26 protein-coding genes are annotated in these 22657 nt (G+C 62.9%); 12 read left to right on the top strand and 14 right to left on the bottom strand.

Annotation, left to right across the window (positions count from 1 at the left end):
• Positions 1-38: 38 nt before the first annotated feature.
• From RJ40_RS05215 to RJ40_RS05205, 4 genes are all read right to left on the bottom strand, one after another.
• Entirely contained in the window at positions 39-2960 is a 2922-nt protein-coding gene (locus RJ40_RS05215) for a kelch repeat-containing protein (protein WP_265582295.1), read from the bottom strand.
• Positions 2961-3210: 250 nt separating this feature from the next.
• The gene (locus tag RJ40_RS13020; RefSeq protein ID WP_394357411.1) at positions 3211-3489 is read right to left on the bottom strand and encodes a PCC domain-containing protein; all 279 of its coding nucleotides are present in this window, start codon (positions 3487-3489) and stop codon (positions 3211-3213) included.
• Between the two features lie 70 nt (positions 3490-3559).
• Positions 3560-3907 carry a HepT-like ribonuclease domain-containing protein gene (locus tag RJ40_RS05210; protein ID WP_265582294.1) on the bottom strand — a complete coding sequence of 116 codons (348 nt, stop codon included), beginning with the start codon at positions 3905-3907 and terminating at the stop codon, positions 3560-3562.
• Positions 3894-4205 (bottom strand): nucleotidyltransferase family protein, encoded by a 312-nt coding sequence (locus tag RJ40_RS05205; protein WP_265582293.1) that lies wholly within the window; start codon positions 4203-4205, stop codon positions 3894-3896. The genes RJ40_RS05210 and RJ40_RS05205 overlap by 14 nt, the downstream gene beginning before the upstream one ends.
• Before the next feature lie 182 nt (positions 4206-4387).
• On the opposite strand from RJ40_RS05205, the gene RJ40_RS05200 reads away from it, so the two are divergent.
• Together RJ40_RS05200 and RJ40_RS05195 are read left to right on the top strand one after the other, a co-directional pair.
• Entirely contained in the window at positions 4388-4522 is a 135-nt protein-coding gene (locus tag RJ40_RS05200; protein WP_265582292.1) for a hypothetical protein, read from the top strand.
• A gap of 85 nt (positions 4523-4607) precedes the next feature.
• Positions 4608-5927 carry an APC family permease gene (locus tag RJ40_RS05195; protein ID WP_265582291.1) on the top strand — a complete coding sequence of 440 codons (1320 nt, stop codon included), beginning with the start codon at positions 4608-4610 and terminating at the stop codon, positions 5925-5927.
• Between the two features lie 57 nt (positions 5928-5984).
• Here the strand turns inward: RJ40_RS05195 and RJ40_RS05190 are convergent, their stop codons facing one another.
• Positions 5985-6617 carry a type 1 glutamine amidotransferase family protein gene (locus RJ40_RS05190; RefSeq protein WP_265582290.1) on the bottom strand — a complete coding sequence of 211 codons (633 nt, stop codon included), beginning with the start codon at positions 6615-6617 and terminating at the stop codon, positions 5985-5987.
• A gap of 317 nt (positions 6618-6934) precedes the next feature.
• Between RJ40_RS05190 and RJ40_RS05185 the strand changes: the two genes are divergently transcribed.
• Positions 6935-7147 (top strand): KTSC domain-containing protein, encoded by a 213-nt coding sequence (locus tag RJ40_RS05185; protein WP_265582289.1) that lies wholly within the window; start codon positions 6935-6937, stop codon positions 7145-7147.
• Here the strand turns inward: RJ40_RS05185 and RJ40_RS05180 are convergent.
• Entirely contained in the window at positions 7126-7353 is a 228-nt protein-coding gene (locus RJ40_RS05180; RefSeq protein WP_265582288.1) for a hypothetical protein, read from the bottom strand. The genes RJ40_RS05185 and RJ40_RS05180 overlap by 22 nt on opposite strands.
• A gap of 38 nt (positions 7354-7391) precedes the next feature.
• Here RJ40_RS05180 and RJ40_RS05175 point away from each other — a divergent pair, with 38 nt between their 5' ends.
• Positions 7392-8063, top strand: coding sequence for a phosphoribosyltransferase (locus RJ40_RS05175; RefSeq protein ID WP_265582287.1), 672 nt, complete (start codon positions 7392-7394; stop codon positions 8061-8063).
• Here the strand turns inward: RJ40_RS05175 and RJ40_RS05170 are convergent.
• A complete protein-coding gene (locus RJ40_RS05170; RefSeq protein ID WP_265582286.1) occupies positions 7972-8895 on the bottom strand; it encodes an alpha/beta fold hydrolase in 924 nt (307 codons plus the stop codon). The genes RJ40_RS05175 and RJ40_RS05170 overlap by 92 nt on opposite strands.
• Positions 8896-9319: 424 nt before the next feature.
• Here RJ40_RS05170 and dnaK point away from each other — a divergent pair, with 424 nt between their 5' ends.
• Complete coding sequence (dnaK, locus tag RJ40_RS05165) at positions 9320-11137, top strand: molecular chaperone DnaK (protein ID WP_265582285.1); 1818 nt, start codon at positions 9320-9322, stop codon at positions 11135-11137.
• A 25-nt stretch (positions 11138-11162) separates the two neighbouring features.
• Here the strand turns inward: dnaK and RJ40_RS05160 are convergent, their stop codons facing one another.
• Positions 11163-11933, bottom strand: a complete 771-nt coding sequence (locus RJ40_RS05160) for a 4Fe-4S binding protein (protein WP_265582284.1) — start codon at positions 11931-11933, stop codon at positions 11163-11165.
• Positions 11934-12033: 100 nt separating this feature from the next.
• On the opposite strand from RJ40_RS05160, the gene RJ40_RS05155 reads away from it, so the two are divergent.
• The 4 genes from RJ40_RS05155 (at position 12034) to ruvB (ending at position 15381) form a co-directional block, all read left to right on the top strand.
• The gene (locus RJ40_RS05155; RefSeq protein ID WP_265582283.1) at positions 12034-13257 is read left to right on the top strand and encodes an MFS transporter; all 1224 of its coding nucleotides are present in this window, start codon (positions 12034-12036) and stop codon (positions 13255-13257) included.
• A gap of 69 nt (positions 13258-13326) precedes the next feature.
• Positions 13327-13797, top strand: a complete 471-nt coding sequence (ruvC, locus tag RJ40_RS05150) for a crossover junction endodeoxyribonuclease RuvC (protein ID WP_265582613.1) — start codon at positions 13327-13329, stop codon at positions 13795-13797.
• 1 nt (position 13798) lies between these two features.
• The gene (gene ruvA, locus RJ40_RS05145) at positions 13799-14398 is read left to right on the top strand and encodes a Holliday junction branch migration protein RuvA (RefSeq protein WP_265582282.1); all 600 of its coding nucleotides are present in this window, start codon (positions 13799-13801) and stop codon (positions 14396-14398) included.
• A complete protein-coding gene (ruvB, locus tag RJ40_RS05140; protein ID WP_265582281.1) occupies positions 14395-15381 on the top strand; it encodes a Holliday junction branch migration DNA helicase RuvB in 987 nt (328 codons plus the stop codon). The genes ruvA and ruvB overlap by 4 nt, the downstream gene beginning before the upstream one ends.
• A 78-nt stretch (positions 15382-15459) precedes the next feature.
• Here ruvB and RJ40_RS05135 read toward each other — a convergent pair whose 3' ends face one another.
• Positions 15460-15699, bottom strand: coding sequence for a peptidylprolyl isomerase (locus RJ40_RS05135; RefSeq protein ID WP_322743900.1), 240 nt, complete (start codon positions 15697-15699; stop codon positions 15460-15462).
• A 92-nt stretch (positions 15700-15791) separates the two neighbouring features.
• Complete coding sequence (locus RJ40_RS05130) at positions 15792-16274, bottom strand: response regulator (RefSeq protein ID WP_265582279.1); 483 nt, start codon at positions 16272-16274, stop codon at positions 15792-15794.
• Positions 16275-16929: 655 nt separating this feature from the next.
• On the opposite strand from RJ40_RS05130, the gene RJ40_RS05125 reads away from it, so the two are divergent.
• Positions 16930-17574: a protease inhibitor I42 family protein gene (locus RJ40_RS05125; protein WP_265582278.1), complete on the top strand. Its 645-nt coding sequence runs from the start codon at positions 16930-16932 to the stop codon at positions 17572-17574.
• Positions 17575-17657: 83 nt separating this feature from the next.
• A complete protein-coding gene (locus tag RJ40_RS05120; RefSeq protein ID WP_265582277.1) occupies positions 17658-18215 on the top strand; it encodes a flavodoxin family protein in 558 nt (185 codons plus the stop codon).
• Here RJ40_RS05120 and RJ40_RS05115 read toward each other — a convergent pair.
• The 4 genes from RJ40_RS05115 to kamA are packed head-to-tail and all read right to left on the bottom strand — an operon-like array spanning position 18207 to position 21300.
• A complete protein-coding gene (locus RJ40_RS05115; RefSeq protein ID WP_265582276.1) occupies positions 18207-18956 on the bottom strand; it encodes a hypothetical protein in 750 nt (249 codons plus the stop codon). The genes RJ40_RS05120 and RJ40_RS05115 overlap by 9 nt on opposite strands.
• The gene (locus tag RJ40_RS05110) at positions 18957-19112 is read right to left on the bottom strand and encodes a rubredoxin (protein WP_322743899.1); all 156 of its coding nucleotides are present in this window, start codon (positions 19110-19112) and stop codon (positions 18957-18959) included.
• A 39-nt stretch (positions 19113-19151) separates the two neighbouring features.
• Positions 19152-19994 carry a putative beta-lysine N-acetyltransferase gene (gene ablB, locus RJ40_RS05105; protein WP_265582274.1) on the bottom strand — a complete coding sequence of 281 codons (843 nt, stop codon included), beginning with the start codon at positions 19992-19994 and terminating at the stop codon, positions 19152-19154.
• Positions 19987-21300 (bottom strand): lysine 2,3-aminomutase, encoded by a 1314-nt coding sequence (kamA, locus tag RJ40_RS05100; protein ID WP_265582273.1) that lies wholly within the window; start codon positions 21298-21300, stop codon positions 19987-19989. The genes ablB and kamA overlap by 8 nt, the downstream gene beginning before the upstream one ends.
• 164 nt (positions 21301-21464) lie before the next feature.
• Between kamA and RJ40_RS05095 the strand changes: the two genes are divergently transcribed.
• Positions 21465-22589, top strand: a complete 1125-nt coding sequence (locus tag RJ40_RS05095; RefSeq protein WP_322743898.1) for a TIGR04084 family radical SAM/SPASM domain-containing protein — start codon at positions 21465-21467, stop codon at positions 22587-22589.
• The last annotated feature ends 68 nt before the right edge of the window (positions 22590-22657 follow it).

Below are 22657 nucleotides of genomic sequence, written 5' to 3'. Positions count from 1 at the left end.
AAAAGGAATGAATCATACTCGCGGAAGGGCACCCGGTTCTACCGCTGTATCCGCCGGCGCCTGAGGAGGAACCCGCCGCCGACCGCGATCGCCGCCAGGGGGAGAGCGGGCGCCGCCTGCTGCGTCGTCGGCACGGCCGTGGTCTCCTCCGCGGTCGTCACCGGCGTCGCGGGCGAGGCCGTCGCCGCCGGTGTCGGGATTGTTGTCGGTTCTGCCGGGACTTCCGCTACTCCGGAGATCGCGTAGAGGGAGAAGCCCGGACTCGTCGCCGTGAAGGTGACCCCCCCGTCCGCGGTCGCCCCGGCCGTCGTCGGCAGGGCGTTCCAGGTGGCGTTGGCATAGTGGTACAGCACGACGTCGGCCGGGGAGAGGCGGTGCTCCTCCATCCATGCGACCGGGACCGTGAAGGTGACCGTCGCCCCGGTGATGTTCGTGTACCGGGCCGGCACGAGATCGACGTACTCGAGGACGCTGCCCGGCACCGGCGGGACGCCGGCGGGCGGTGCGGAGAGGACGGTGGCCGTGACGATGATCCCGGAGGTCCCGGTGCCGGTGACGTTGACCCGGCTCACGGCCGATCTCCCGCTCACGGTCACGTCGCGTGAGGTGAGCGACTGCGCCGCCGGTGCCGTCCACGAGTCGTCACCGTCGCCGCCGCCCGACGATGGCACCCTGACCGTGACAGTCTTTTGTTCGCGGTCGTACCCGCCGGCATTGAACGCCTGGAACGTGACCGTATAGGTGCCCGGCGTCGTGTACGTGTGCGTGGGGTTCTGCCCTGATTCTGCGGGCCGGAGACGCCAGACATCGTTCAGGCGGGCGTCGTCATCGAGACCGCCCATGACGACGACGCTCCCGTCCGGCAGGGCGACGCTGGCGTGATAATACCGTCCCGCCCACGCGGCATCGGGCAGTCTCGTCCAGGTTGCGCCGTTGTCCGTCGACCGCCAGGCGTCGTGGAGAGGCGTGCCGTTCCACCCGCCCATGAGGAGGACGCTCCCGTCGGGCATGGCGACCATGCTGTGGGAGGTCCGTCCGGCCCACCCCGAACTCCCGTTCATCAGCGTCCAGGTAACGCCTTCATCGGTCGAGCGCCACGTGTCGTTCAGGCGGGCGGTGCCGTCGAGACCTCCCGTGAGGATGATGCTCCCGTCAGGCATGGCGACGCTGCTGTGGAAGGTCCGTCCCGTCCACCCCGAACTCGCGTTCTGCATCGTCCAGGTCATGCCCCTGTCGGTCGAGATCCAGGTGTCGTTCTTCCACCAGGGATCGGAACCGCCCATCAGGACGATGCTCCCGTCGGCAAGCGCGACGACGGCCGGGTCTCCCCGTGCCGTCCACCCTGAACTCGCGTTCTGGAGCGTCCATGTCCTGCCTTTATCCGTCGAGATCCAGGTGTCGTTCAGGCTTGCGGCGTCGGAACCGCCCATGACGACGACGCTCCCGTCGGGCAGGGCGACGGCCGCGTGATGGGACCGTGCTGACCACCGGGCATCCCCCGCTTTCGTCCAGGTCGCGCCGCCATCGGCCGACCGCCAGACGTCGTTCAGATTGGTGGTCTCGTCCCACCCGCCCATGATGATGATGGTGCCGTCGGGCGTCGCCACGCTGCTGAAACAGATCCGTGCCGGCCACGCGGCATCAGGGAGCTGTGTCCAGGCCTCCGTGTAGTCCTCGTCGCCGAAGAACCAGGTCCGCCCGGTCGGGTCGCCGGTCGAGGCGTCGGTGAAGCAGACGGTGAGGGGTGCGGTGCCGGACAGCGGCGTGCCGGTGAACGCCGCCGTCGGCGGGACACATGCCGCGACCGTGACCGTCCCGGTCGCCCGCGCCGGACCGTCGGCGTTGAACGCCTGCAAAGTCACCGTGTAGGTGCCTGCGACCTCGTAGGTGTGCGTGGGGTTCTGGTCGGTCGACCCAGCGGGCCCGAACTGCCAGACGTCGTTTTTATCGGTGCCGTCGGAACCGCCCATGACGACGACGCTCCCGTCGGGCATGGCGACGGAGGTGTGGCCGCTCCGTCCCATCCACCCGGCATCGGGCACCTGTGTCCAGGTGGCGCCGTCATCGGTCGACCGCCAGACATCGTTCGTATACCCGCCGTCGTACCCTCCCATCAGGAGGACGCTGCCGTCGGGCATGGCGACGCTCTCGGGGTACATCCGTCCCGTCCACCCGGCGCGGGGCAACTCCGTCCAGGTCCTGCCGCCGTCCTCCGATCGCCAGGTGTCATTGCAGAGTCCGCCGGTGGGACCGCCGCTGGCACCGCCCATGAGGATGATGCTGCCGTCGGGCATGGCGACGCTCTCAGGGTACATCCTTTTTGACCACCCTGCGTCGGGCAGCTTCGTCCACGTAACGCCGCCGTCCTCCGACCGCCAGACGTCGTTCACGAAGCCGGTGCCGTCAAAACCGCCCATGAGGACGATAGTGCCGTCGGGGAGGGCGACGGCGGTATGGGCCTGCCGCGCCGTCCACCCCGAACTCGCGTTCACCTGCTCCCAGGTGACGCCCCTATCGGTCGAGATCCAGGTGTCGTTCCGTTCGGCGGTGCCGTCGAAACCGCCCATGAGGACGATAGTGCCGTCGGGGAGGGCGACGGTGGTATGGCCGGACCGTGCCGTCCACCCTGAACTCGCGTTCACCTCCGTCCAGGTCCTGCCGCCGTCTGTCGACTTCCAGGTGTCGTTTGTGTAGGCGGGCCATTCACAGCCGCCCATGAGGACAATGGTGCCGTCGGGCAGTGCGACCGTCGCAGGGAAACTCCGCGCCGACCACCCGGCGTCGGGCAGAGGTGTCCAGGCCTGCGTGTAGTCCTCGTCGCCGAAGAACCACGCCTGCCCGGTCGGGTCGCCGTCGGAGGTGTCGGTGAAGGCGACGGTGAGAGGTGCGACGCCCTCCGTCGGTGCGGCGGTGAATGATGCCGCGGGGACGGCAGCGCTCGTCGTGCCGACAAAAAGCAAAAAAGCTGCAATAATTATCCCTATTATACGTAAAGAAGTGGTATTTTGATGATTGCTCATTTTTATGAGAGCAATTTGATCATATATATGATTTCGGATTCTCATATCGGCATAACTGTCCATATCGGAATTTATATGGTGAGCAACGGCACGGGATTGCCGTACGGTGCGCGGTGTGTCATTCCCCTGTCGGCCCGGAGAGAGTCTCATGATCAGACCTCTCCCCCTGTCGACGGGACCGGCGAACCCCTCACCCTCTTCCGAAGACCGGGAGGTGCACGCCTGTCCGGCCGCCATCCCGACGAGCTCCACGATGACCGCCTTCACGACGAGGTAGACAGCCGCACGCTCCCGGAGACCCCCCGCCCGCGGCGACCTTCTCCACATGGGGGACGGGGGGGAAGACCGGCCTCAGCGCCCCGAGCACCTGGACCATGCCGCAGGCGATCCCCTTCTCCCCGGCAAAGCGGGTGAGTTCTTCGAGGATGTCCTCGCCGTCGTCGATCCGGAGAGAGAAGACCCGGCCGATCCTGCCTTCGGTGTACCGCGTGGCAGGGAGTCGGTCGGAGGGGGGATGAAGGCGTCCCCCGCGGGATGGTTCAGGACGATCCTTCCAGCATCATCTTCACCTGTTTTCGGAGAGGAGGCAGGTACTTTTCGACGATACCCCACACGACCTCGTCCGAGACCGTGGCATACCCGTGGATGAGCCGGTTCCTGAACGATATGATGCGGGAAGCGTCGGGGATCTCATCTTTCAGATCGGGATATCTTTTGACCGCCTGGTTCAGCGCTTCCCCGATGATCTCGAACTGGCGCTCAACTGCGGAGCGGAGCATCGAGTCGTTCCGGTAATCGTCGAAGTTTTTCCCATCAACAAATGATGTGATCAGATCTGAGGCCGCGGCCACATCGTAGAGGTACTTCCTGATCTCATGGGGCGGCATATACGGGGACCCTGGACTCTTCCACCGCCTTTCTGAAATAGGGATTTTTGATGGGCGCCATCTCCACCAGGTCGACGGGACGGGCGAAGAGTGCTTCGAGATCACGGGCGAGGTCGAGATAGATGTCGGCGTGTTCGGCCGGCGACATGGCCTCGAACTCGACGACAAAATCGAGGTCGCTCGTAGCGGGGTCGAACCCCTCCCCGGCCGCCGACCCGAAGAGTTCGAGCGTTTTGACGCGGTGCGTCCTGCAGATCTCTGTTATCTCCGGTATTTTTTCTGCTACGGTTCGGTGCATTCCCTCTCTTCCTCCTGGCTATTGATGGAGTGATACGCGTGAGATGATATGGCTTTTCCTCTTTGTTGACCCTGTAAAAATACTCTGGGCGGCTATCTCTGCGGGGGGCTGGCGGCTCCCCGGCCCTTCCCCTCATTCTTTACGTCACGGATATGCCGTGTAATACAACGTTGAGGTCCGCCGTGTCGCGGAGAAAGGTGATCTTCTCGGCCGACCGGCAGGTCAGATCCATCGGGGCCATCCAGGGTTGCGGTATGCGTTTTGAAAATGAGTCGGGTGCGTCGTCGGGCGGGCGGATGGAATATATCACTCTTTGAGGAGAGAGGAGGAACTGACCGCCGTCCCCTCTCTCCTCTCCATCTGAGGATCACTTTTTTAACGGGGAGATGCGAGAACCACCTGATGGCCGACGGCTACACCCGCAGCGGGGGGCTCAGCGCAGGCACCGCGGTCGCCTTTGCGGTCGGAAACATGGTCGGGGCCGGGGTCTTCGTCCTCTCGGGTCTCATGGTCCAGACGGCCGGACCCGCGGCCGTTCTGTCCTATCTCCTCTGCGGGATCCTCGTCGCCTTCACCGGTCTATCCTATGCCGTCCTTGCGAGCATCTGCCCCGGCGACGGCGGCGGATATCTCTATGCCCACCACATGCTCGGGCCGTATCCGGGTTTTCTTGCCGGATGGGGAATGTACATCAGCGTCACCATCGCCTCGGCCTTCGTCCTTCTCGGTCTCGGGATCTATGCAAACCGCCTTCTCGGCACCGCTTTCGACCCCAGGATCGCCGCCCTCGTCGGTCTCGTCCTGCTCACCCTCCTCAACCTCAGGAGCACCGCCGAGGCCGGCCGGGCCGAGGTGGCCCTGGTGGCGGCGAAGATCGTCGTCCTCCTCCTGGTGGCGGCCGTCGGGGTGATCAATCTCACCCCCGCCGACTTCACGCCTTTCTTCCCGCACGGGACCGGGGCGATGCTCGACGGTGTCGCGATGGTCTTCTTCGCCTATCTCGGTTTCCAGGTCGTGGCGATGATGGGCGGCGAGATCAAAAGTTCGGCGCGGGTCGTTCCCCTCGCCACCCTCGCCTCGATCGGGATCGTCGCCGTGATCTACTGCGGCGTCGAGGTCGCCCTCCTCGCCGCCCATCTCCCGGCGTACGGCGACAGCAGCCTCTTCGACGCCGCGGTCGTCTTCTTCGGCGGGTGGGGCGGGACGATCGTCGCTATCGGGGCGATCTTTTCCACGCTCTCGGCCGCGAACGCCAACATCATCGGGGGGTCCAGGGTGATCCTCACGATGGCGGCCGAAAAGCAGATCCCCGGACGTTTTGCTGCCCTCAAGGGCGAACAACCGGCAAACGCCGTGCTCCTTTCGGCAGGCGTCGCGGCCGGGCTGATCCTCCTCGGGAACCTCGGGGTGATCGTCGACCTCACCAACACCGTCGCTCTCGTCTCGATGGGCCTCGTCAACATCAGCGCCGTCATCCTCACCCTCGGGCACAGGCCCGTCCCCGGCGATCGGACCTACTTCAGGATCCCGTTCGGCCCTCTCATCCCCCTGGTCGGTGCGGGCTCATGCATCCTCATGCTCGTTACGCTTCCCCTCCCGGTCCTGGCGGCCGGGGGTGCGGCCCTCCTTGCCGGGACGATCTTCTTCGTCGTCGAGGACACGCCCGAAGGGGAACGTGCGACCGCCGAGATCAGGGAGTTCATCGAGAGAGAGGAAAGGTGACGACGGACAGGAGTCTCGGGCTTGCCGCGCCAGAGGTCGCCGCCGCCCCGCCACCCCTCACTCATTCATCTTTCCCGCCGTCGGGTCGACCGAATCGACGTTCAGGTAGCCGGTCTTGATGGTGCGCACCCAGAATTCGAGATATTCTGGTGGGAACACGTCCAGCGCCCTGATGATCTCGGCGGCAAACTCCACGAAACCGAAGGGATTTGCCGTGATGATGCCGCCGTCGGCGACGCCCGGCGCATGAACGTAATGCACCTCCCCGCGATAGTCGGGAGCGTGCTCCTTCAGCCACTCTGGACCGCAACTGGTGTGGCGGACGTCGTCCAGAAAACCGTGCCGTGCGAGGAAGAGCGTCCCGCCGCAGATCGCCGCTACGGGGATCTTGTGCCGTACGCACTCCCTGATCAGAGGGAACAGTTCAACAGGGTCGTGATTTTCGTAGAATGACGACCCGGGCAGGATCACCATCGCCGCATCCGCAAGGTCGACCCCGTCGACGTCGACGTCCGGGAGGACCGTGATCCCGCCGAGCGACGAGACCGGATCTTTCGAAAGCCCGAAGGTGATCACCCTGTAACTTCTTTTTTTCGGGAATTCGTTCGTATCAGAGATCATGGAGACCGCAAGCGGCGGTTCCCAGTCGGCAAAAGCAGGACATGCGAAGAAATAGACGCTCCTTTTCATCGTTCACCGTACAGAGGATTCAAAGTCCCGGATGTATAAAATCTCCGGCGGTGGAAATCCGGAGGTTCTGCATCCGGGATCGTTCTTATCATCTTTCCATCCCAATCCGGCGGATGAACGGAGGGGTATGGTGTGGTACAGAAGAAATTCATCTTCGCGGCGGTCGTGATGGTCGTCGTCGTTGTCGCCTTCGCGGGCTGCACCGACACACCGGATATGGACTGAGTTAGTTGCCCCGAGAAACCATGCACCTTGCTTGTTGAGGCTCGATACCTCAAATAGAACAGTATATCAACAGACACGCTAGAGGCAGATCCATGTTGCGCCAAACCGTCACCTCCGGCACCATCAAATCGGTCGGATACAGTGCTCTCTCCGGCACCCTGGAGATCGAGTTCACGAACGGTTCTCTCTACCAGTACTCCGACGTCCCGGAGCCGGTCTATCGGGAGTTGATGGCGGCCCCTTCCCACGGGACCTACTTCAACGAGCACGTCAGAGAGTGGTATCACTTCAGGAAGATCCGATAAGAGGCAGGAATTTTTCCTGAACCGGGAAAAATCGTATCCGTGCCGAAAAAAGATCGCGGGGCCTTTGAAACAGATCTGGTCTTCACCTCCTCGATCGTCTCGCCGCTCTCCACCTCTTTTTCGAGTTGCTTGAGAAGGCGCTCGACCTCCCCGGGATCGAACGCAGGCAGGGTGACCGGCACCCCGGGCGCCCCCTTCCCCTCCATGCCCCGGTTTTATATCCCCGCACGCCCTCCGGGGATTCATGATCCCCGAATCATTCACCTGCGATCTCGTCGCCTGGGACCACGCCGTCCGCCTCTCCCGTGCCCTCGCGGCGAAGGTGCGGGCCGCGGACTATCGCCCGGACCTGGTGATCGCCATCGGCCGCGGCGGGTATGTCCCGGCCAGGATCGTCTGCGACCGTCTGCTCATCGACACCCTGACCAGCATCAAGATCGAGCACTGGGGGATCGCGGCGAGAAAGAAGAAGGAGGCGGTGGTCCGCTACCCGCTGGCGACCGATGTCGGAGACCTTTCGGTGCTCATCGTCGACGACATCACCGATACGGGCGAGACCCTCCAGCGTGCGGTCTGGTACGTGGAGGAGTTCGGGCCGCGGGAGGTGAGGACCGGCGTGCTCCAGCACAAGCACACCTCCTCCTTCGATCCCGACTATTATGCCGAATATCTTGCCGGGTGGCGGTGGGTGGTCTATCCGTGGGCGCTCCACGAGGACCTGACGGGCTTCACCGAGAAGGTGCTCCTGGAAGAGCCCCTCACCACGGCGGAGATCAGGGCGGCGCTCGCCCGCCGGTACGAGATCCGGGCCGCCGAGGAGGAGGTCACCGAGGCCCTTGCCGACCTGCTGGCCCTGGGGAAGGCGGTGGAGGAGGGATCGCGCTACCGCCGGGGTTATGATTGGGAAGAGGCGTGAGCCCCGGTGAAGAGAGCACCATCCTGATCACCTCTGCGCAGAGGTCGGGGGCCTGGAAGAAGAGGTCGTGCCCGGCGCCGCGGACCTGAATGAGCCAGCACCCCGGTATCCCGGCCGCCACCCTGACCGCATCTTCCGGCGGGCTGAGTTCGTCGTCGGTCCCGACGAGGACCATCGTGTCCGCCCTGATCCGGTCCAGGCGCCCGGCGCTTCCCGGCCACGAGAGGATCGCCTGCTCCTGCCCGCGTATCGATGCGGGATCGAAGAGGCCGGAGGTGTGCAGAAATGTCAGGTTCATCCTGAGGACCGCGGCCAGTTCAGGATGCCGGGCCGCGTACGCCGCCCCGTACAATCTCCTGAGGGTGAGGTCGACGGAGGCGGTGTCCTCCGCGATCTCGCCGAGGAATGCCGTGAGGGCGGTGTGGCGATCGGAATCGATCGCAGGGAGGGTCGAGGCGAGGACGAGTCCGTCCACGCGTTCGGGGTGGCGGATCGCGAGTTCCTGCGCGACGAACGATCCCATCGAGTGGCCGCAGATATGCGCCCGCGCGATCCCGAGGGTGTCGAGGAAGGCGCGGGTGTCCTCCGCGAAGAGTTCGATGGAGAAAGGCCTCCCGTCAGACCCCGTCTCCCCCATGCCGCGGTTGTCGAAGACGATCACCCTGAAGCCCGCGGCAAGGGCCGTGATGATCCGGGGGTCCCAGTCGTCCATCCTCCCCGTGTATCCCGCGATCAGGAGCAGGGGTGCGCCGCTCCCGTACTCCCGGTAGCCGATCCTGATCCCGTTCGCGGTCACGTACCCGACGTCGGGCGGTTCATTTTTCTCGTTCATGGATGCCGTCTCTCCGGTGCTGATGTGGAGATCTCTCCCTCCCCGGTTCATTATGGTTGTGCCCGGACGGGCGGGGGTGGCGGGGCTGCCCCCTTACCGACCCTTATGCCGCTGATTTGCCCTCCGTTTTGCGATCGGCCGCTTTGATCAGCGATAGTTTTGGCCTTTTTTGAGATGCCGGGAAAATGGGGTCTGTTTGTCGGATGCTCTGAAATGCAGAGGGTATAATCGCTCGCTGAGGGCCGATATGATTGGAGGTGATAGAATCTATCCGGTTCCTTCTGCCACGCGGGAGAGATGGCCTGGAGAATCGCGTGGAAATCGGCGCGATTTCGGGAGACGATGCGCCGTCTCTTCCCCCGCCCCAGCAACCCTTATCTCTCCAGAGCACCCGAAGACGGCATACCAACAGGGGGATGTGGCCATGTCAGACCAGAAGATCATCGGGATCGATCTCGGAACCTCGAACAGTCAGGCGGCGGTGATGATCGGCGGGAAACCGACGATCGTCCCGTCCGCAGAGGGGGCGACCTGGGCGGGGAAGATGTTCCCGTCGTACGTCGCCTTCACGAAAGACGGACAGGTGCTCGTCGGCGAACCGGCCCGGCGGCAGGTGGTCACCAACCCGGAGGGGACGGTGATGGCGGCAAAGCGGAAGATGGGGACCGACCACATCTACCACATCTACGGCACCGACTACACGCCCCAGCAGATCTCCGCCTTCCTCCTCAAAAAGATCAGACGGGACGCCGAGGCCTTCCTGGGCGAACCGGTGACGAAGGCGGTGATCACCGTCCCGGCCTACTTCGACGACAACCAGCGGACGGCAACGAAGGACGCCGGGACCATCGCGGGTCTGGAGGTGGTGCGGCTCATCAACGAACCGACCGCCGCCTCGATGGCATACGGCCTGGACAGGGGGGGCGAGCAGAAGATCCTGGTCTTCGACTTCGGCGGCGGTACCCTGGACGTCACGGTGATGGAGTTCGGTGAAGGGACGTTCCGGGTGCTCGCGACCGCGGGCGACACCCATCTCGGCGGCACCGACATGGACGACGCCGTCATCGACTGGATCGCCGACGAGTTCAAACGGCAGGAGGGGATCGACCTGCGCGAAGACCGGATCGCGGTGCAACGCCTGAGAGAGGCGGCCGAACGGGCGAAGATCGAACTCTCGACCGTCCTTGAGACCGAGATCAACCTCCCCTACATCACCGGCGGGGCGGCGGGACCGAAGCACCTGGTGATGAAACTGACCCGCGCAAAACTCGAAGGCCTGGTCGGGCCCATCATCGAGCGGTGCGGCGCCCCCTTCGAGCAGGCCCTCGCCGATGCGAAGATGACGAAGGACGAGATCGGGAAGGTGATCCTGGTCGGCGGCCCGACCAGGATGCCGGTCGTCAGGCAGTTCGTCGAGGAGAAGACCGGCCGACCGGCCGAGCACGGCGTCGACCCGATGGAGTGCGTCGCCGTCGGGGCGGCGGTCCAGGGAGCGATCCTGGCCGGCGAGATCACCGACATGGTCCTCCTGGACGTCACCCCGCTCACCCTCGGGATCGAGACCCTCGGCCATGTGAGAACCGCCCTCATCCCGCGCAACACCACGGTCCCGACCAGGACGAGCCAGATCTTCACCACCGCCGCTGACCTCCAGACCGCGGTGACCATCAACGTCCTCCAGGGCGAACGCCCGATGGCGCAGGACGACACCAGCCTCGGCCAGTTCAACCTCGTCGGCATCCCGCCTGCGCCGCGGGGCATCCCGCAGATCGAGGTCACCTTCGACATCGACGCCTCGGGCATCCTCAAGGTCTCGGCACAGGACCGCGCCACCGGCAAAGAGCAGCAGATGACCATCACCGCCTCGACCAAACTTCCCGGGGACCAGATCGACCGGATGGTGAAGGAGGCGGAGGAGTACGAGGCCGAGGACCAGAGACGGCGGGACGAGGCCGAGGTAAGAAATGAGGCCGACGCCCTTGTCTACACCGCGGAAAAGACCCTCGCCGATCTGGGGGAGAGGATGGGTGCCGGGCCGAAAGAAAAGGTCGAGGGGGCCCTCGCCGACCTGAAGAGCGCCCTTGCCGGGAAGGAAATGGACGCAGTCAGGTCGGAGGTGGAGAGACTCAAGGCCGTCCTCCAGGAGGCCGGGACCGTCATCTACCAGGAAGCGGCCGCGGCGCCGGGCCAGGGAGGGGGAACGGTCTACGACGCCGAGTACCGGATGAAGGACGCGAAGTGACCGGGGCCGGGCCGCCCTCGGTCATCTACCGTCTGGCATAGCGGAGCGCTCCCTCCACCGGGCAGACCTCGACGCACCTCCCGCACATATAACACTCGACCTTTCGGTCGCTCTCTTTTGCCTCGTCGACCGGGCAGGCCTTCTCGCACTTCCGGCACTTGATGCAGAGGTCGGTCCTCCTGAACCTGTACTGCGCCTGAGCGGCGGCGAGGGCGAGCACCGCACCGTACGGACAGATGACGCGGCAAAAAGGTCGATACACCGCGACGCCGAGGATCATCAGGGCGGCGAAGACGAAGAAGGAGACCGAAGTTACATTCAGGAAGAAGAAGTCCTCCAGCCCCAGGGCACCGAGGATATTTTCAGAGAAGAGGAGACCGGCAAGGAGGACGGCGGCGAAGACTACAGACCGCAGGACGATCGTCTCCTTCTTTCTGGTGCGGCCGACCCGTGCGTACCCGGCCAGGGAGAGAATTTCCTGGACGGCGCCGACGGGGCAGAGGTGGCCGCAGAAGGTTCTGCCCCCGACGAGGGCCACGACAACGAAGAAGGCGAGACCTCCGAGGACCAGGGCTACGGGGGCGTCGAGCCCTGCGAGGTCGCCGGCGACCAGGAGTTGGAGTTGGTACGGCGCCATCGGGGCGAAGATCAGAAAACCGAGGACGGCGGAGACGGCGAGAAGAGGCAGCGCCCGCCGCCGCGTGATCCGTCCGCTGCGCCAGAGCAGTATAAGGGCGGGGGCAAGAACGATCGCATAGACAAAACCGACGATCCGGGGAATGGCGTCAACAACCATATCCGTCACCACCGTCCCTCTGGCACCTCCCGGTATATCACCATGTCCCCGATAGGTTCATCGCTCGCCGGTGTCCATCTTCCGGTACCAGGTGACCGGCATGGTGCAACCGACAAAAATCGGACGGGCGGGCCCGTCCCTCATCACCTATCTCTCGATCATCGGGTTCTTCGCGATCTTCTCCACGACCATCTCGAAAAACCCCGTGCTCCCCCTCTTCTCCAGCGCCCTCGGCGCGGACGAGACGATGATCGGCCTCATCGCCTTCGTCTCCCCCGCGGCCGGGATCCTCTTCTCCTTCCCGGTCGGAGTGATGGCCGACCGCCTCGGCCCGCGGCGTCTTCTGATCGCCTCGGGTGCCGTCTTCCTCTCCGCCCCGCTCCTGTACCTCCTCGTCGTCGACCCCCTCTGGCTCATCCCGGTCAGGTTCTTCCACGGCCTCGCGACCGCCATCCTCGGCCCGGTCGCCGCGATGATGATCTACTCGGCCTACCCTGATGCGAAGGGAGAGAAGAGCGGCATCTACTCCTCTGCCACCCTCGTCGGGAGGACGATCGCCCCGCTCGTGGGCGGCATCCTCATCTCGCTCTTCGCGGCCTCGGCCGGGCTCCTGAACTACCGCATCGTCTATGTCGCGGCCTTCCTCGCCTCGCTCCCGGTCGTCTTCCTCATCCTCGGGATCAAGGAAGGAAGGGCGTCCGAGGGCGGCGAGAGCCGGGTCACCCTCGGCGAGTTCGGCGAACGCCTCGCGGGCTTCGGGAAAAATCGTCTTCTCCTCTCCACTGCGCTGGTGGAGATGGCGACCTACTTCGCCTTCGGGATCTTCGAGACCTGGCTCCCCCTGTACCTCACCGGCATCGGGGTGCAGGAGTACCTCATCGGCCTCCTCTTCGCCCTCCAGGTGCTGGCCATCGCCCTCTCCAAACCCTTCTTCGGGGCGCTCTCCGACCGGACCGGCCGGCGGGCGCAGATCGTGCTCGGCCTCCTCGCGATCGCCGGGTGCATCGCCGCCGTCCCCCTCACCGCCGCGGTGCCGGTGGTGATGGCGATCGGAGTCCTCTTCGGCCTCGCCCTCTCCCTGGTCACCGTCTCCACCGGCGCCTATGTCGCCGACGTCGCCCGCACCCAGGAACTCGGCGCCTCGGTCGGGGCGCTCGGTTCGATCATGGACATCGGCCATGCCTCAGGCCCTCTCGTCGCCGGCATCGTCATCGGGAGCGTCGGATATGCGGCCGGGTTCGCTGTCCCGGCGGCCCTTGCCCTGGCCGTCGCCGCCCTCTTCGTCCTGGCCGGGAAGGCCGGGGCGGAGAGCGCAAAAAGATGAGAATCTTCTCGCGCTTCGCCCCTCGCAAAAACCGTATCAACCAGGAGCACGGAGTACTCCGTGCTGAGCATGATCGTGATCGGTATTGACCCCGGCGTGGCGAGGACCGGGTACGGCGTCCTCAGGAAGGGCAGCCGGTACCCCGTGCCGCTGGACTACGGCTGTATCGAGACCGCGGCCGACCGCAGTCAGCCCGAGCGTCTGCTGGAGATCTACGAGCGCGTATCCGCACTCTTCGACGAGTACGAACCCGCATGGGTCGTCCTGGAAAAACTGTTCTTCTCCAAAAACGTCACGACTGCTATGCGCGTCAGCGAGGCGCGAGGCATCCTCCTCCTCGCCGCCGAGCAGCGCAAGATACCGATCGCCGAGTACACCCCCAACCAGATCAAACAGGCGGTCACCGGTTCGGGGCGTGCCGACAAACACCAGGTGCAGGAGATGATGAGGCGGCTGCTCAGGTTGCGGGAAGTGCCGCAGCCCGACGACACCGCCGACGGTCTTGCCGTCGCTCTCTGCCACATCAATATGGTACGATAAGATGATCGCACACCTTTCCGGAGAACTGGCATCCACCGGCGAGCGGTGGGTGGTGATCGACGTCGGCGGCGTCGGGTACCGCGTGCAGGTGACCGAACCTGCACTGGCGACTCTCAAGCAGACGCGAGGGCGCGTCATGCTCCACACGCACATGGCGGTCCGCGACGACGACATCCAGTTGTTCGGGTTTCTCTATCCCGGCGAACTCGAACTTTTCACGATCCTGATCGGGGTCAGCGGCATCGGGCCGCAGATCGCCATGAACATCCTCTCCAGGATCTCGTTCGAGGAGTTCGCCCTTGCCATCCTCAACGACGACGAGAAGGTGCTCACCCGGATCCCCGGCATCGGCCCGAAGAGTGCGAAACGGCTCATCCTTGAACTGAAGGAGAAGATGAAGAAACATGCGGCGACGCTCTCCCTTGACCGGCGTCCCGCGGCGGTCTGCGACGCGGCGAGCGCCCTGGTGTCGCTCGGGTTTTCAGCGCACGAGGCGCAGGAAGCGATCGACGCCGTCCTGCCCGGTCTGGGCGAAGGCCCGACGGTGCAGGCCCTGATACGCGCTGCACTGGCATCTCTGCGGGGGCGCGGGTCGGCATGAACGAACGCATCCCTTCACCGGATATGCTCCCGGACGAGACCGACGAGGCGGGGATCAGGCCGGGGTCGCTGGACGAGTTCGTGGGGCAACCCCAGATCAAGGAGACACTTGCCATCGCCATCGAGGCGGCGAAGAAACGGGGGGAGTCTCTCGATCATATCCTCTTCTCCGGGCCTCCGGGCCTTGGCAAGACGACGCTTGCCGGGATTGTGGCGCGGGAGATGGGGGTCGGGATCAGGAGTACCTCAGGGCCAGTGCTGGACCGTCCGGGCGACCTTGCCGCTCAGTTGACGGCGCTCTCTCGCGGCGACGTCCTCTTCATCGACGAGATCCACCGTCTCAACCCGGTGGTCGAGGAGATTCTCTATCCGGCGATGGAGGACAACTGCATCGATGTGATGATTGGCGAGGGACCGGGGGCGCGGTCGGTGCCGCTCCCGCTTGAGGAGTTCACGCTGGTCGGTGCGACGACGAAGATCGGGTTGCTGGGATCTCCGCTCAGGGACCGGTTCGGTCTGGTCTTCCGCCTCAACCTCTATGAAGTGGCCGACCTGGTGGGGATCGTGCAGCGGAGCGCTCTGATCATGCAGACCCCGATCACCCCGGACGGAGCGCAAGAGATTGCGAAGCGGAGTCGGGGAACGCCGAGGATCGCAAACCGGCTTCTCAGGAGGGTGCGGGACTTTGCGATGGTCAGGGGCGACGGCACCATCGACGGCGAGACGGCCGACCGTGCACTGACGATGCTCGGCATCGACAGTCTGGGCCTCGACGATCTCGATCGCCGGATCCTCACGGTGATCGCCGACGATTTCGGCGGCGGCCCGGTGGGTGCGAGGACGATCGCCATCTCGATCGGCGAGGAGGTGCGGACGGTCGAGGAGGTCTACGAGCCGTACCTGATCCAGATCGGGTTTCTCAAGCGGACCCCGCAAGGGCGGGAGACGACCGAGGCCGCACGGCGGCACATCAGGTTGTTCTGAGGAAAAGGATCTGGAGAGGAAGGCATGAGGCGTGCTCCCGGCCTGTGAACGATTCGAACCGGTCAGAAAAAAAAGGGATTATTTCTTGCCGTTGATCCGGATGACGTGCCAGCCGAACTGAGTCTTCACCGGCCCGACGACCTCGCCTTCCTTCCCTGCAAATGCAGCCTTCTCGAAGGGCGGAACCATCTGCCCCTTCCCGAACCATCCAAGTTTCCCTCCGTCTTTTCCGGACGGGCAGATGGAGTGTTTCCGTGCGAGGGCCTCGAAGTCCTCTCCTGATTTGATCCGCTCGATCAGTTCATGCGCCTCTGCCATGCTCCCTACCAGGATGTGGGACGCGTTACACTGTACCATGCAGAAATGTGCGACGCCAGGTGATATTAATTATGAGTCCTGCGTGAGCAGACTCAGGAAACGTCCGCTCCTCCCTTGACTGTCAGGCGAACATCACGGCCGCCGTCACTGGTTCTGACTCCCGGATAGCCGCTGGTCGGTCCTCTTTCTGCAGCCTCTTTTACGGCCTCTGCAAGTTCACTGAAGAAGGCCGGGCCTTTCCCACCCTTCTGGATCACACACCATGCACCGGCGCCGAGGGCAGCGTCATGCACTTCTTTCCGTCTGTTCCCTGTCATCAGGATACAGGGGAGGTCATAGCCGTCTTCCCGGATCTTTCTGATGAACTGGACTCCGTTCATGCCGGGCATATCGAAGTCTGAGATACAAACATCGAAATATTCTGTTTCAAGGGTATAAAGGGCATCTCTGGCACACATGTCCCGGGAAACGACGATATTGCCGGTGCTTTCGAGAAAAATTCTGATAATATCGAGAAGTCCCGGATCATCGTCTACCGCGAGGACGCGGATCTCAGCAGGGGGGTATGGGGGCATGATTGGGTAATATTGTGTTTGAATATTAATAGATTTCGCATAATTCTAATTATATTTCAAAAAATATTGGTGCATATGTGTGTTTCAGGATGAAAAACAGTCTGGTTCTTAATGGCGACACTTGAAGATTGGATGATGTCCGGATAGGTAAAATTATTCGATCAAAAGGCTTCGCTGTTTCATGTGGGTAAAGGCTCTGTTGAACTTTTCTGGATTGATCTCGTTGGGGGGGGCCGCCCCTGATTTCCCATGGGGTTGATAGACAGAGGACGGGAACAACCTCTGCACGGTTATCCCTCTGCCTTCCCGCCCCTATCGGGGGGCAGCGCCCCCGGTGCGATTCGTGTGGGAAGGCACGTCGATCAGAAGGGCCGCCCCACCAGAAGGATTCACCCCCGTCTCGCGCCGGGAGGAGACCCCCCTAACCCCTCCACGATGAGGATCACCGAGGGGAGGCGATTGAACAGTGTTCAGGGGAGGGATCAAGGATCCTTCCATACCCCGAAGAACCGCGATGAGAGATTTTCATGCGATATGTCTGAGACGTGCTCTTGGCTCATGCCCGATTCTACGCAGCCGTAAAAAGTGAAATTTGAGTGTGAAAATCTTCGCGCTCAAGGAATCGTTTATTTCAGATGATGCTAAGGTGTTAGGTATGAAAGCAAAGATCCTTGCCGGAGTCGTCCTCCTGGTCCTTGCCGCCTCTCTGATCGGTGCAGGATGCACCTCGGCGGACCAGCAGGAGACTCCAGAGACTACGCCTGTCCCTGAGACGACGACGAACGAAACGCCGGCCCCGACCGAGAACACGACCATCGGGATGCCGAACCCCGCCGCGGTCTGGTGCCAGGAGATGGGCTATGGGTATGAGATCAGGAAGGACGCCGACGGGAGCGAATACGGCGTCTGCATCTTCGAGAACGGCACTGAGATGGACGCATGGGAGGCATACCGCGCCGCCATGGCAACACCTGCCTTCGTCTTCAACGAGACCGCAGACAACACCTCTGTCGAGGTGAGCCTCGGGAGCATCGTGCAGGTCGACCTGCGGGCGAACCCGACGACCGGATATGAGTGGAACGCCACCCTCACCGACGGACTGACCCTCCTCAACGACACCTACACCGTCGACCCCCACCCCGAGGGCATGGTCGGTGTCGGCGGGACGCACACCTGGCTCATCGAAGCCGCCGGTGAGGGCAACCAGACCTTCTCTGCGATCTACAAACGTCCGTGGGAGAACACGACCGGGACCGAGACGAACTTCTCCCTTGTTCTCAAGGTAGTCCCCAGGGCCTGAAGTCGGTCCGGACTGCCGTTCCCTTTTTTCGCGTGTATTTATTTGATATAGGAGGAGAGGCATGCCTCTCCCGGAGAGAGATCATGAAAGTCACTGCGTTTGTCGGGAGCCCGCGGCCTGGCGGGAACACCGAGGTGCTGGTCAGAGAGGCCCTCCAGGGTGCGGAGGACGCCGGGGCCGAGACGACCCTGATTTACCTCAACGATGCGGCCTTTCTGGACTGTCAGGGCTGCGGCTTCTGCAATGACGGCGGGACATGCAAACTTGAGGACGACATGACCGGCCTCTACCAGATGATCGAGGAGACCGACGGGATCATCCTGGGCTCGCCGGTCTACTTCGGGATGGTGAGCGGGATCACCAAGAGCTTCATCGACCGGTGGTACGCCTTTATGGGCCCTGAGTTCACCTCAAGGCTCAGGCCCGGCAAGAAAGCGGCGATCATCCTTGCGCAGGGCGACCCGAACCCCGACGTCTACGGCCCCATGGCCACCCACCTTGCCGTCACCATGGAGTTCTTCGGCATCGAGGTGGCGGCGCCCCTCGTCGGTGCGGGACTTCTTGATGTCGGCGACGCGGCAAAGGATGGGGAACTCATGCGGCGGGCCTATGAACTGGGGAAGCGCCTCGCCTCAGGCTGAGGATCCTTCCCTCTCACATCTGGTCAGATAGATCTCCGCCTCAGAGAGGAATCGCTCGGTGCCGGTATAGAACTCGCGGGCCAGGAGGAAGATCCTGGCGGCGTCCCCGACCGCAGAGTGAGGGCGGATGGAAGGGAGGTATCGGTCAGGGACCGAATATGAGAAACGGTTTGACTTTATTTCTCCTTTTTCTGTCTCAAAACCGATGATGCTGGCGCTGCGGTCAAGAGAGAGGAAGTCCTTCATGTGGAGGGCCGTCTTGATATCGCGCTGGAGATCGGTACACCGGTACGGTGCAAGGTCGAACCCGGCCCGGTCAAGAGCCCGGCACTCCATGTTCTTGGCGAAGAAAGCAAATCTCTCCACCTCCTCTTCCAGGCAAAGCCGCTCCATGAATACCCCGAGGTCGTCGAAGGATGCCGCGACGGTCTTGCGTGCCGCCCGCCACCCGTCCCGGTCGAGGCGGTGGCGGGGGTCGTATGCAATGTCTGTGTGCATCCTTCCCGGATTCGCCACATGCGTCACCACCCCGGTCTTCCGGCCGAGGGCGTCGGTCGTGTTCAGCCAGACCTCGACCTCGATATCATAGCCCGAGGTAATCCCGGCAAATTTTGCCTGGTCGGACATCGGATCATAGATGACCGCCCCGACCTCGATGGGCATGACCAGGGCGCGGTGCGTCCCGTAGATATGCCCGAACTCCATGTCGACGCAGGCGACGCGTCCGCTTTTCTGGTTCATTTAATCGATAGGTTCAAAGGCACTTTTGGGGGCGTTGCATCGGGGACAGACCCAGGTTTCAGGCAGATCCTCGAAGGGGGTGTTTGGGGCGATCCCCTGCGTCTGGTCCCCGGTCTTCGGGTTATAGACATAACCGCACTTGGTGCACCTGTACATCTGCATACTCCCCTCAATAGCGGTGCCCTCATATATGCCTTATGCGGGGCGGTCCAGTCGCCGGTACCAGAGATGCATCGACTCACACCGCCCGCAGATCTGGGTGTTGTTGACCATCGTACCACCGTAACGGTACCCGGCGCTGGCAAAAAGGCGGTTGACCGGTTCCCACGCCGCCCGAGAGATGGTGTAGGCGACGATCATCCCGGCCCGCCGCATCTCCGCCTCCATCGCATGCAGGAGATGCACCGAGAGCCCGAGGCCCCGGCAGGACGGACTGATCGCCATGTCGGTCATCTCCACACTTTTGCCCGCCGGGTCCATCTCGGCGGACGAGGCCCCGACCACGTCCACCCCGCCGTCCTGCTCGCGCTCGACGACGAAGAACCTGACCTGCTCTCTCATCGCCGATATGATGTAGGCAGGGTCGTCGATCGGGAACGGATAGGTCTCGAAGTTCTGTTTATAGAGGGCGGCCAGACTCCCGGCGTCCTCTTCGCCCGCCTCTCTCACTCTATACCCCGGCGGGAGAGGAGGAGGGAGGCATACCCCGGTCTTCGTGGGTGGGACGGGTGGGAAAGGCACCTTGATCCTCTCCCTTGTCGGGTCGAGGAAATAACTGAGAAAGTAGCCGTCTTCCACCCCGCGGAAGAGTTCCGGTGCCTGCGCCTCGATCTGGTACCCCGCCTTGAGAAACGCCTCCAGCGCCCCCGCATGGACACGGCAGAAGACCTTGGTGTACCCGTGCTCCCGTGCAAGGGTCAGGAGACGGTCGGGCATTGTGGCGCTATCTGCAGGGTTGAGTTTGATCAGGTAGACCCGGTTGTTGGCCGGGCCATGCTGAACCCGCGACTTCCCGATGGTCACCACTACATCAGACATCGCTGCGCCGCTCCATCCGTTCGGTATGCTCTGGGACCAGGGTCGAGGTCTCGTCGAGGTCTGAGAGGATCCTGGCGATCCCGACCGGTCCCGGTTCTTCGGCACTTTCTTCCTTGAGCTGAAGGGTGCACTCCTTGCAGTTTCCGTCGCAGTAGACCGGAGAGTAGTCCTTGGGCTCCTGGTAGGTGGTGATCACTCCCTCGTAGTTGCGCAGCACCACCTTGTTGTCGGCCCAGGAGAGGACGTAGTTTGGCATCAGAGGGATCTTGCCCCCGCCGCCCGGTGCGTCGACCACATAGGTCGGCACCGCAAACCCGCTCGTATGCCCGATCAGGTTCTCGATGATCTCGATCCCCCTGGCGACCGAGGTTCTGAAATGAGAGAGACCTTCCGAGAGGTCGCACTGGTAGAGATAATAGGGGCGGACCCGGTTTCTGACCAGTTTGTGAGCAAGAGTGCGTTGCAGCCGCGGGCAGTCATTGACATTGGCGAGGAGAACCGTCTGGTTGCCGAGGGGCATGCCGGCGTCGGCAAGTTTCCCGAGCGCTTCCTCTGAAGAGGCAGTGAACTCTTTGGGGTGGTTGAAGTGGGTGTTGATCCAGAGGGGGTGGTGGCGGCCGAGCATCTCAATGAGGTCGGGGGTGATCCGGTAGGGGAGGACGACCGGCACGCGGGTGCCGATCCGCACCACTTCCACATGCTCGATGGCGTCGAGTTCGGTGAGGATCCGGTCGAGGCTCTCGTCAGGGAGCATGAGGGGGTCGCCGCCCGAGAGGAGGACGTCGCGCACCTCGGGATGATCTCTGATATAGGCGAGGCCGGCATCGATCTCCTCTCTGACCGGGACCGAGTCAGTGTCGCCGACCTTTCGTTTCCTGGTGCAATGCCGACAGTACATCGCACAGATATTTGAGATCAGGAAGAGCACCCGGTCCGGGTACCGGTGGGTGATGCAGGGTGCCGCCATGTCGGCGTCCTCGGCCAGGGGGTCAGAGAGATCGTAGTCCTCTACGTCGAGTTCCCTGACCGAGGGGAAACACTGCATGAAGACGGGATCGTTTCTGAAGTCCTCGGGGTCGATGAGAGAGAGGTAATAGGGGGTGACACAGAGGGGGAACCTCTCGACCGTCCGCTCCAGTTCGACCCGTTCTTCGGGGGGGAAGGTGATACCGAGAGCCCGCTCGAAGGTCTTGATGTCTCTGACCGAGTGGCTGACCTGCCAGCGCCAATCTTTCCACCTGGAAACAGCCATGTCGGCATCGATTCGCATGGCGATCTCATGTGCTGTCGTCGTGTCGGTGATCATCTGAATTCTCCGTCCAGAAATTAATCGACTATGGTAGATATAATGTCGTGGATATTTATTTATAATATGTTTTTTCGGAAATTGACTCTTTAAATTCTCCCGTATGGGTTGCAGATCGATTGGGGTTCTGCGGAGAGATTTATCGGGAATCGCTGCAAATTTGTATGGAGCAGATGTATTACCACCTCATTCTCACCGACGCTTGCAATCTCTGCTGCTCGTACTGTCGGGCCAAGGACTTCGAAGAGAGCGACCCCTTCGGGAGGTGGATAGCCTTTGATGAGGATGTCCCGCCCGAACTCTCCTTCGACCTCAGAGATCTCTATCGTTTCCTCTCACAAGACTCTGGTGCCGTACTCACCTTCTATGGGGGCGAACCGCTGTTGCGCCTTGACCTCGTCAGAGAGGTGATGGACCATGCCCCGATCGGACGGTTCATGCTCCAGACCAACGCCCTTCTCCTCGACCGCCTGGAACCCGAGTATCGGAACCGCTTCTCGACGGTCCTGGTCTCCATCGACGGCCCCGAAGTTCTCACCGACGCCCACCGCGGGAAAGGTGTCTACCGGAGGGTGATGGAAAATGTGCATGCTCTCCTCGATGGGGGTTACACCGGCGAACTTATCGCCAGGATGACCATCACGGAGAAGACCGATATCGAGAAGGCGGTTCTCTATCTCTCAGAAAACTCTGACCACTCGTTCTCCTCGATCCACTGGCAGATCGACGCCGATTTCTGGGGCGACTACTCGAAGCGGGACTTCGGTCGCTGGGCGGCCGGGTCGTACAACCCCGGCATCCGCCGCCTGGTCGGCCACTGGGTGGAGAGGATGAAGGAGGGAACAGTTCCGACATGGTACCCCTTCCTCGGCGTGACCGCCGACCTCCTCCTCGGTCGGGAGGGGGGGTTGCGGTGCGGATGCGGGTATGCGAACTACACGGTCATGACTGACGGGACGATCATCCCGTGCCCCTGCATGGTCGGGATGCGGGATTGGTATCTCGGCAATGTGGCGACGACCAGACCGCAGGATCTGCCCGAAGTGTCGGTCGAAGGGCCCTGCACCGCCTGCGACCTTATCGACTTCTGTGGGGGGAGGTGCCTGTACTCCAGTATCCTCCGCCCCTGGCCGGAGGTTGGGCGGCACATGGTCTGCGGGACGGTCCGAAACCTCCGCGATGCCGTCGTCTCGTCTCTCCCCGAGATCAGGGAACTGATCAGGGAAGGGGTCGTCTCCCTGGACGACTTTGCGTACGAGCGATACAATGGCTGCGAGATCATTCCGTGATCGGTCCGGAAGAGGCTTTTTCCGGAGCCGGAAAACGGGCATTGTTGAGAGCCTCCGGATCGATCGAG

This window comes from Methanofollis aquaemaris, from assembly GCF_017357525.1.
In the GTDB taxonomy this organism is placed as follows: domain Archaea; phylum Halobacteriota; class Methanomicrobia; order Methanomicrobiales; family Methanofollaceae; genus Methanofollis; species Methanofollis aquaemaris.
The sequence above is the reverse complement of the archived record's forward strand: the minus strand, read 5'-3'. Positions and strand labels throughout refer to the sequence as shown.

Excerpts from the sequence above, each read along its gene's own strand:
- RJ40_RS05185 (WP_265582289.1), top strand. The coding sequence starts at position 6,935 with ATGTTGCGCCAAACCGTCACCTCCGGCACCATCAAATCGGTCGGATAC.
- RJ40_RS05205 (WP_265582293.1), bottom strand. The coding sequence starts at position 4,205 with ATGCACCGAACCGTAGCAGAAAAAATACCGGAGATAACAGAGATCTGC.
- RJ40_RS05190 (WP_265582290.1), bottom strand. The coding sequence starts at position 6,617 with ATGAAAAGGAGCGTCTATTTCTTCGCATGTCCTGCTTTTGCCGACTGG.
- ablB (WP_265582274.1), bottom strand. The coding sequence starts at position 19,994 with ATGTCTGATGTAGTGGTGACCATCGGGAAGTCGCGGGTTCAGCATGGC.
- RJ40_RS05095 (WP_322743898.1), top strand. The coding sequence starts at position 21,465 with ATGGAGCAGATGTATTACCACCTCATTCTCACCGACGCTTGCAATCTC.
- RJ40_RS05125 (WP_265582278.1), top strand. The coding sequence starts at position 16,930 with ATGAAAGCAAAGATCCTTGCCGGAGTCGTCCTCCTGGTCCTTGCCGCC.
- RJ40_RS05155 (WP_265582283.1), top strand. The coding sequence starts at position 12,034 with ATGGTGCAACCGACAAAAATCGGACGGGCGGGCCCGTCCCTCATCACC.
- RJ40_RS05115 (WP_265582276.1), bottom strand. The coding sequence starts at position 18,956 with ATGAACCAGAAAAGCGGACGCGTCGCCTGCGTCGACATGGAGTTCGGG.
- RJ40_RS05135 (WP_322743900.1), bottom strand. The coding sequence starts at position 15,699 with ATGGCAGAGGCGCATGAACTGATCGAGCGGATCAAATCAGGAGAGGAC.
- RJ40_RS05110 (WP_322743899.1), bottom strand. The coding sequence starts at position 19,112 with ATGTACAGGTGCACCAAGTGCGGTTATGTCTATAACCCGAAGACCGGG.
- RJ40_RS05175 (WP_265582287.1), top strand. The coding sequence starts at position 7,392 with ATGATCCCCGAATCATTCACCTGCGATCTCGTCGCCTGGGACCACGCC.
- RJ40_RS05195 (WP_265582291.1), top strand. The coding sequence starts at position 4,608 with ATGGCCGACGGCTACACCCGCAGCGGGGGGCTCAGCGCAGGCACCGCG.
- RJ40_RS05180 (WP_265582288.1), bottom strand. The coding sequence starts at position 7,353 with ATGGAGGGGAAGGGGGCGCCCGGGGTGCCGGTCACCCTGCCTGCGTTC.
- ruvB (WP_265582281.1), top strand. The coding sequence starts at position 14,395 with ATGAACGAACGCATCCCTTCACCGGATATGCTCCCGGACGAGACCGAC.
- kamA (WP_265582273.1), bottom strand. The coding sequence starts at position 21,300 with ATGATCACCGACACGACGACAGCACATGAGATCGCCATGCGAATCGAT.
- RJ40_RS05120 (WP_265582277.1), top strand. The coding sequence starts at position 17,658 with ATGAAAGTCACTGCGTTTGTCGGGAGCCCGCGGCCTGGCGGGAACACC.
- RJ40_RS05130 (WP_265582279.1), bottom strand. The coding sequence starts at position 16,274 with ATGCCCCCATACCCCCCTGCTGAGATCCGCGTCCTCGCGGTAGACGAT.
- RJ40_RS05160 (WP_265582284.1), bottom strand. The coding sequence starts at position 11,933 with ATGGTTGTTGACGCCATTCCCCGGATCGTCGGTTTTGTCTATGCGATC.
- RJ40_RS05170 (WP_265582286.1), bottom strand. The coding sequence starts at position 8,895 with ATGAACGAGAAAAATGAACCGCCCGACGTCGGGTACGTGACCGCGAAC.
- ruvC (WP_265582613.1), top strand. The coding sequence starts at position 13,327 with ATGATCGTGATCGGTATTGACCCCGGCGTGGCGAGGACCGGGTACGGC.
- ruvA (WP_265582282.1), top strand. The coding sequence starts at position 13,799 with ATGATCGCACACCTTTCCGGAGAACTGGCATCCACCGGCGAGCGGTGG.
- RJ40_RS05210 (WP_265582294.1), bottom strand. The coding sequence starts at position 3,907 with ATGCCGCCCCATGAGATCAGGAAGTACCTCTACGATGTGGCCGCGGCC.
- dnaK (WP_265582285.1), top strand. The coding sequence starts at position 9,320 with ATGTCAGACCAGAAGATCATCGGGATCGATCTCGGAACCTCGAACAGT.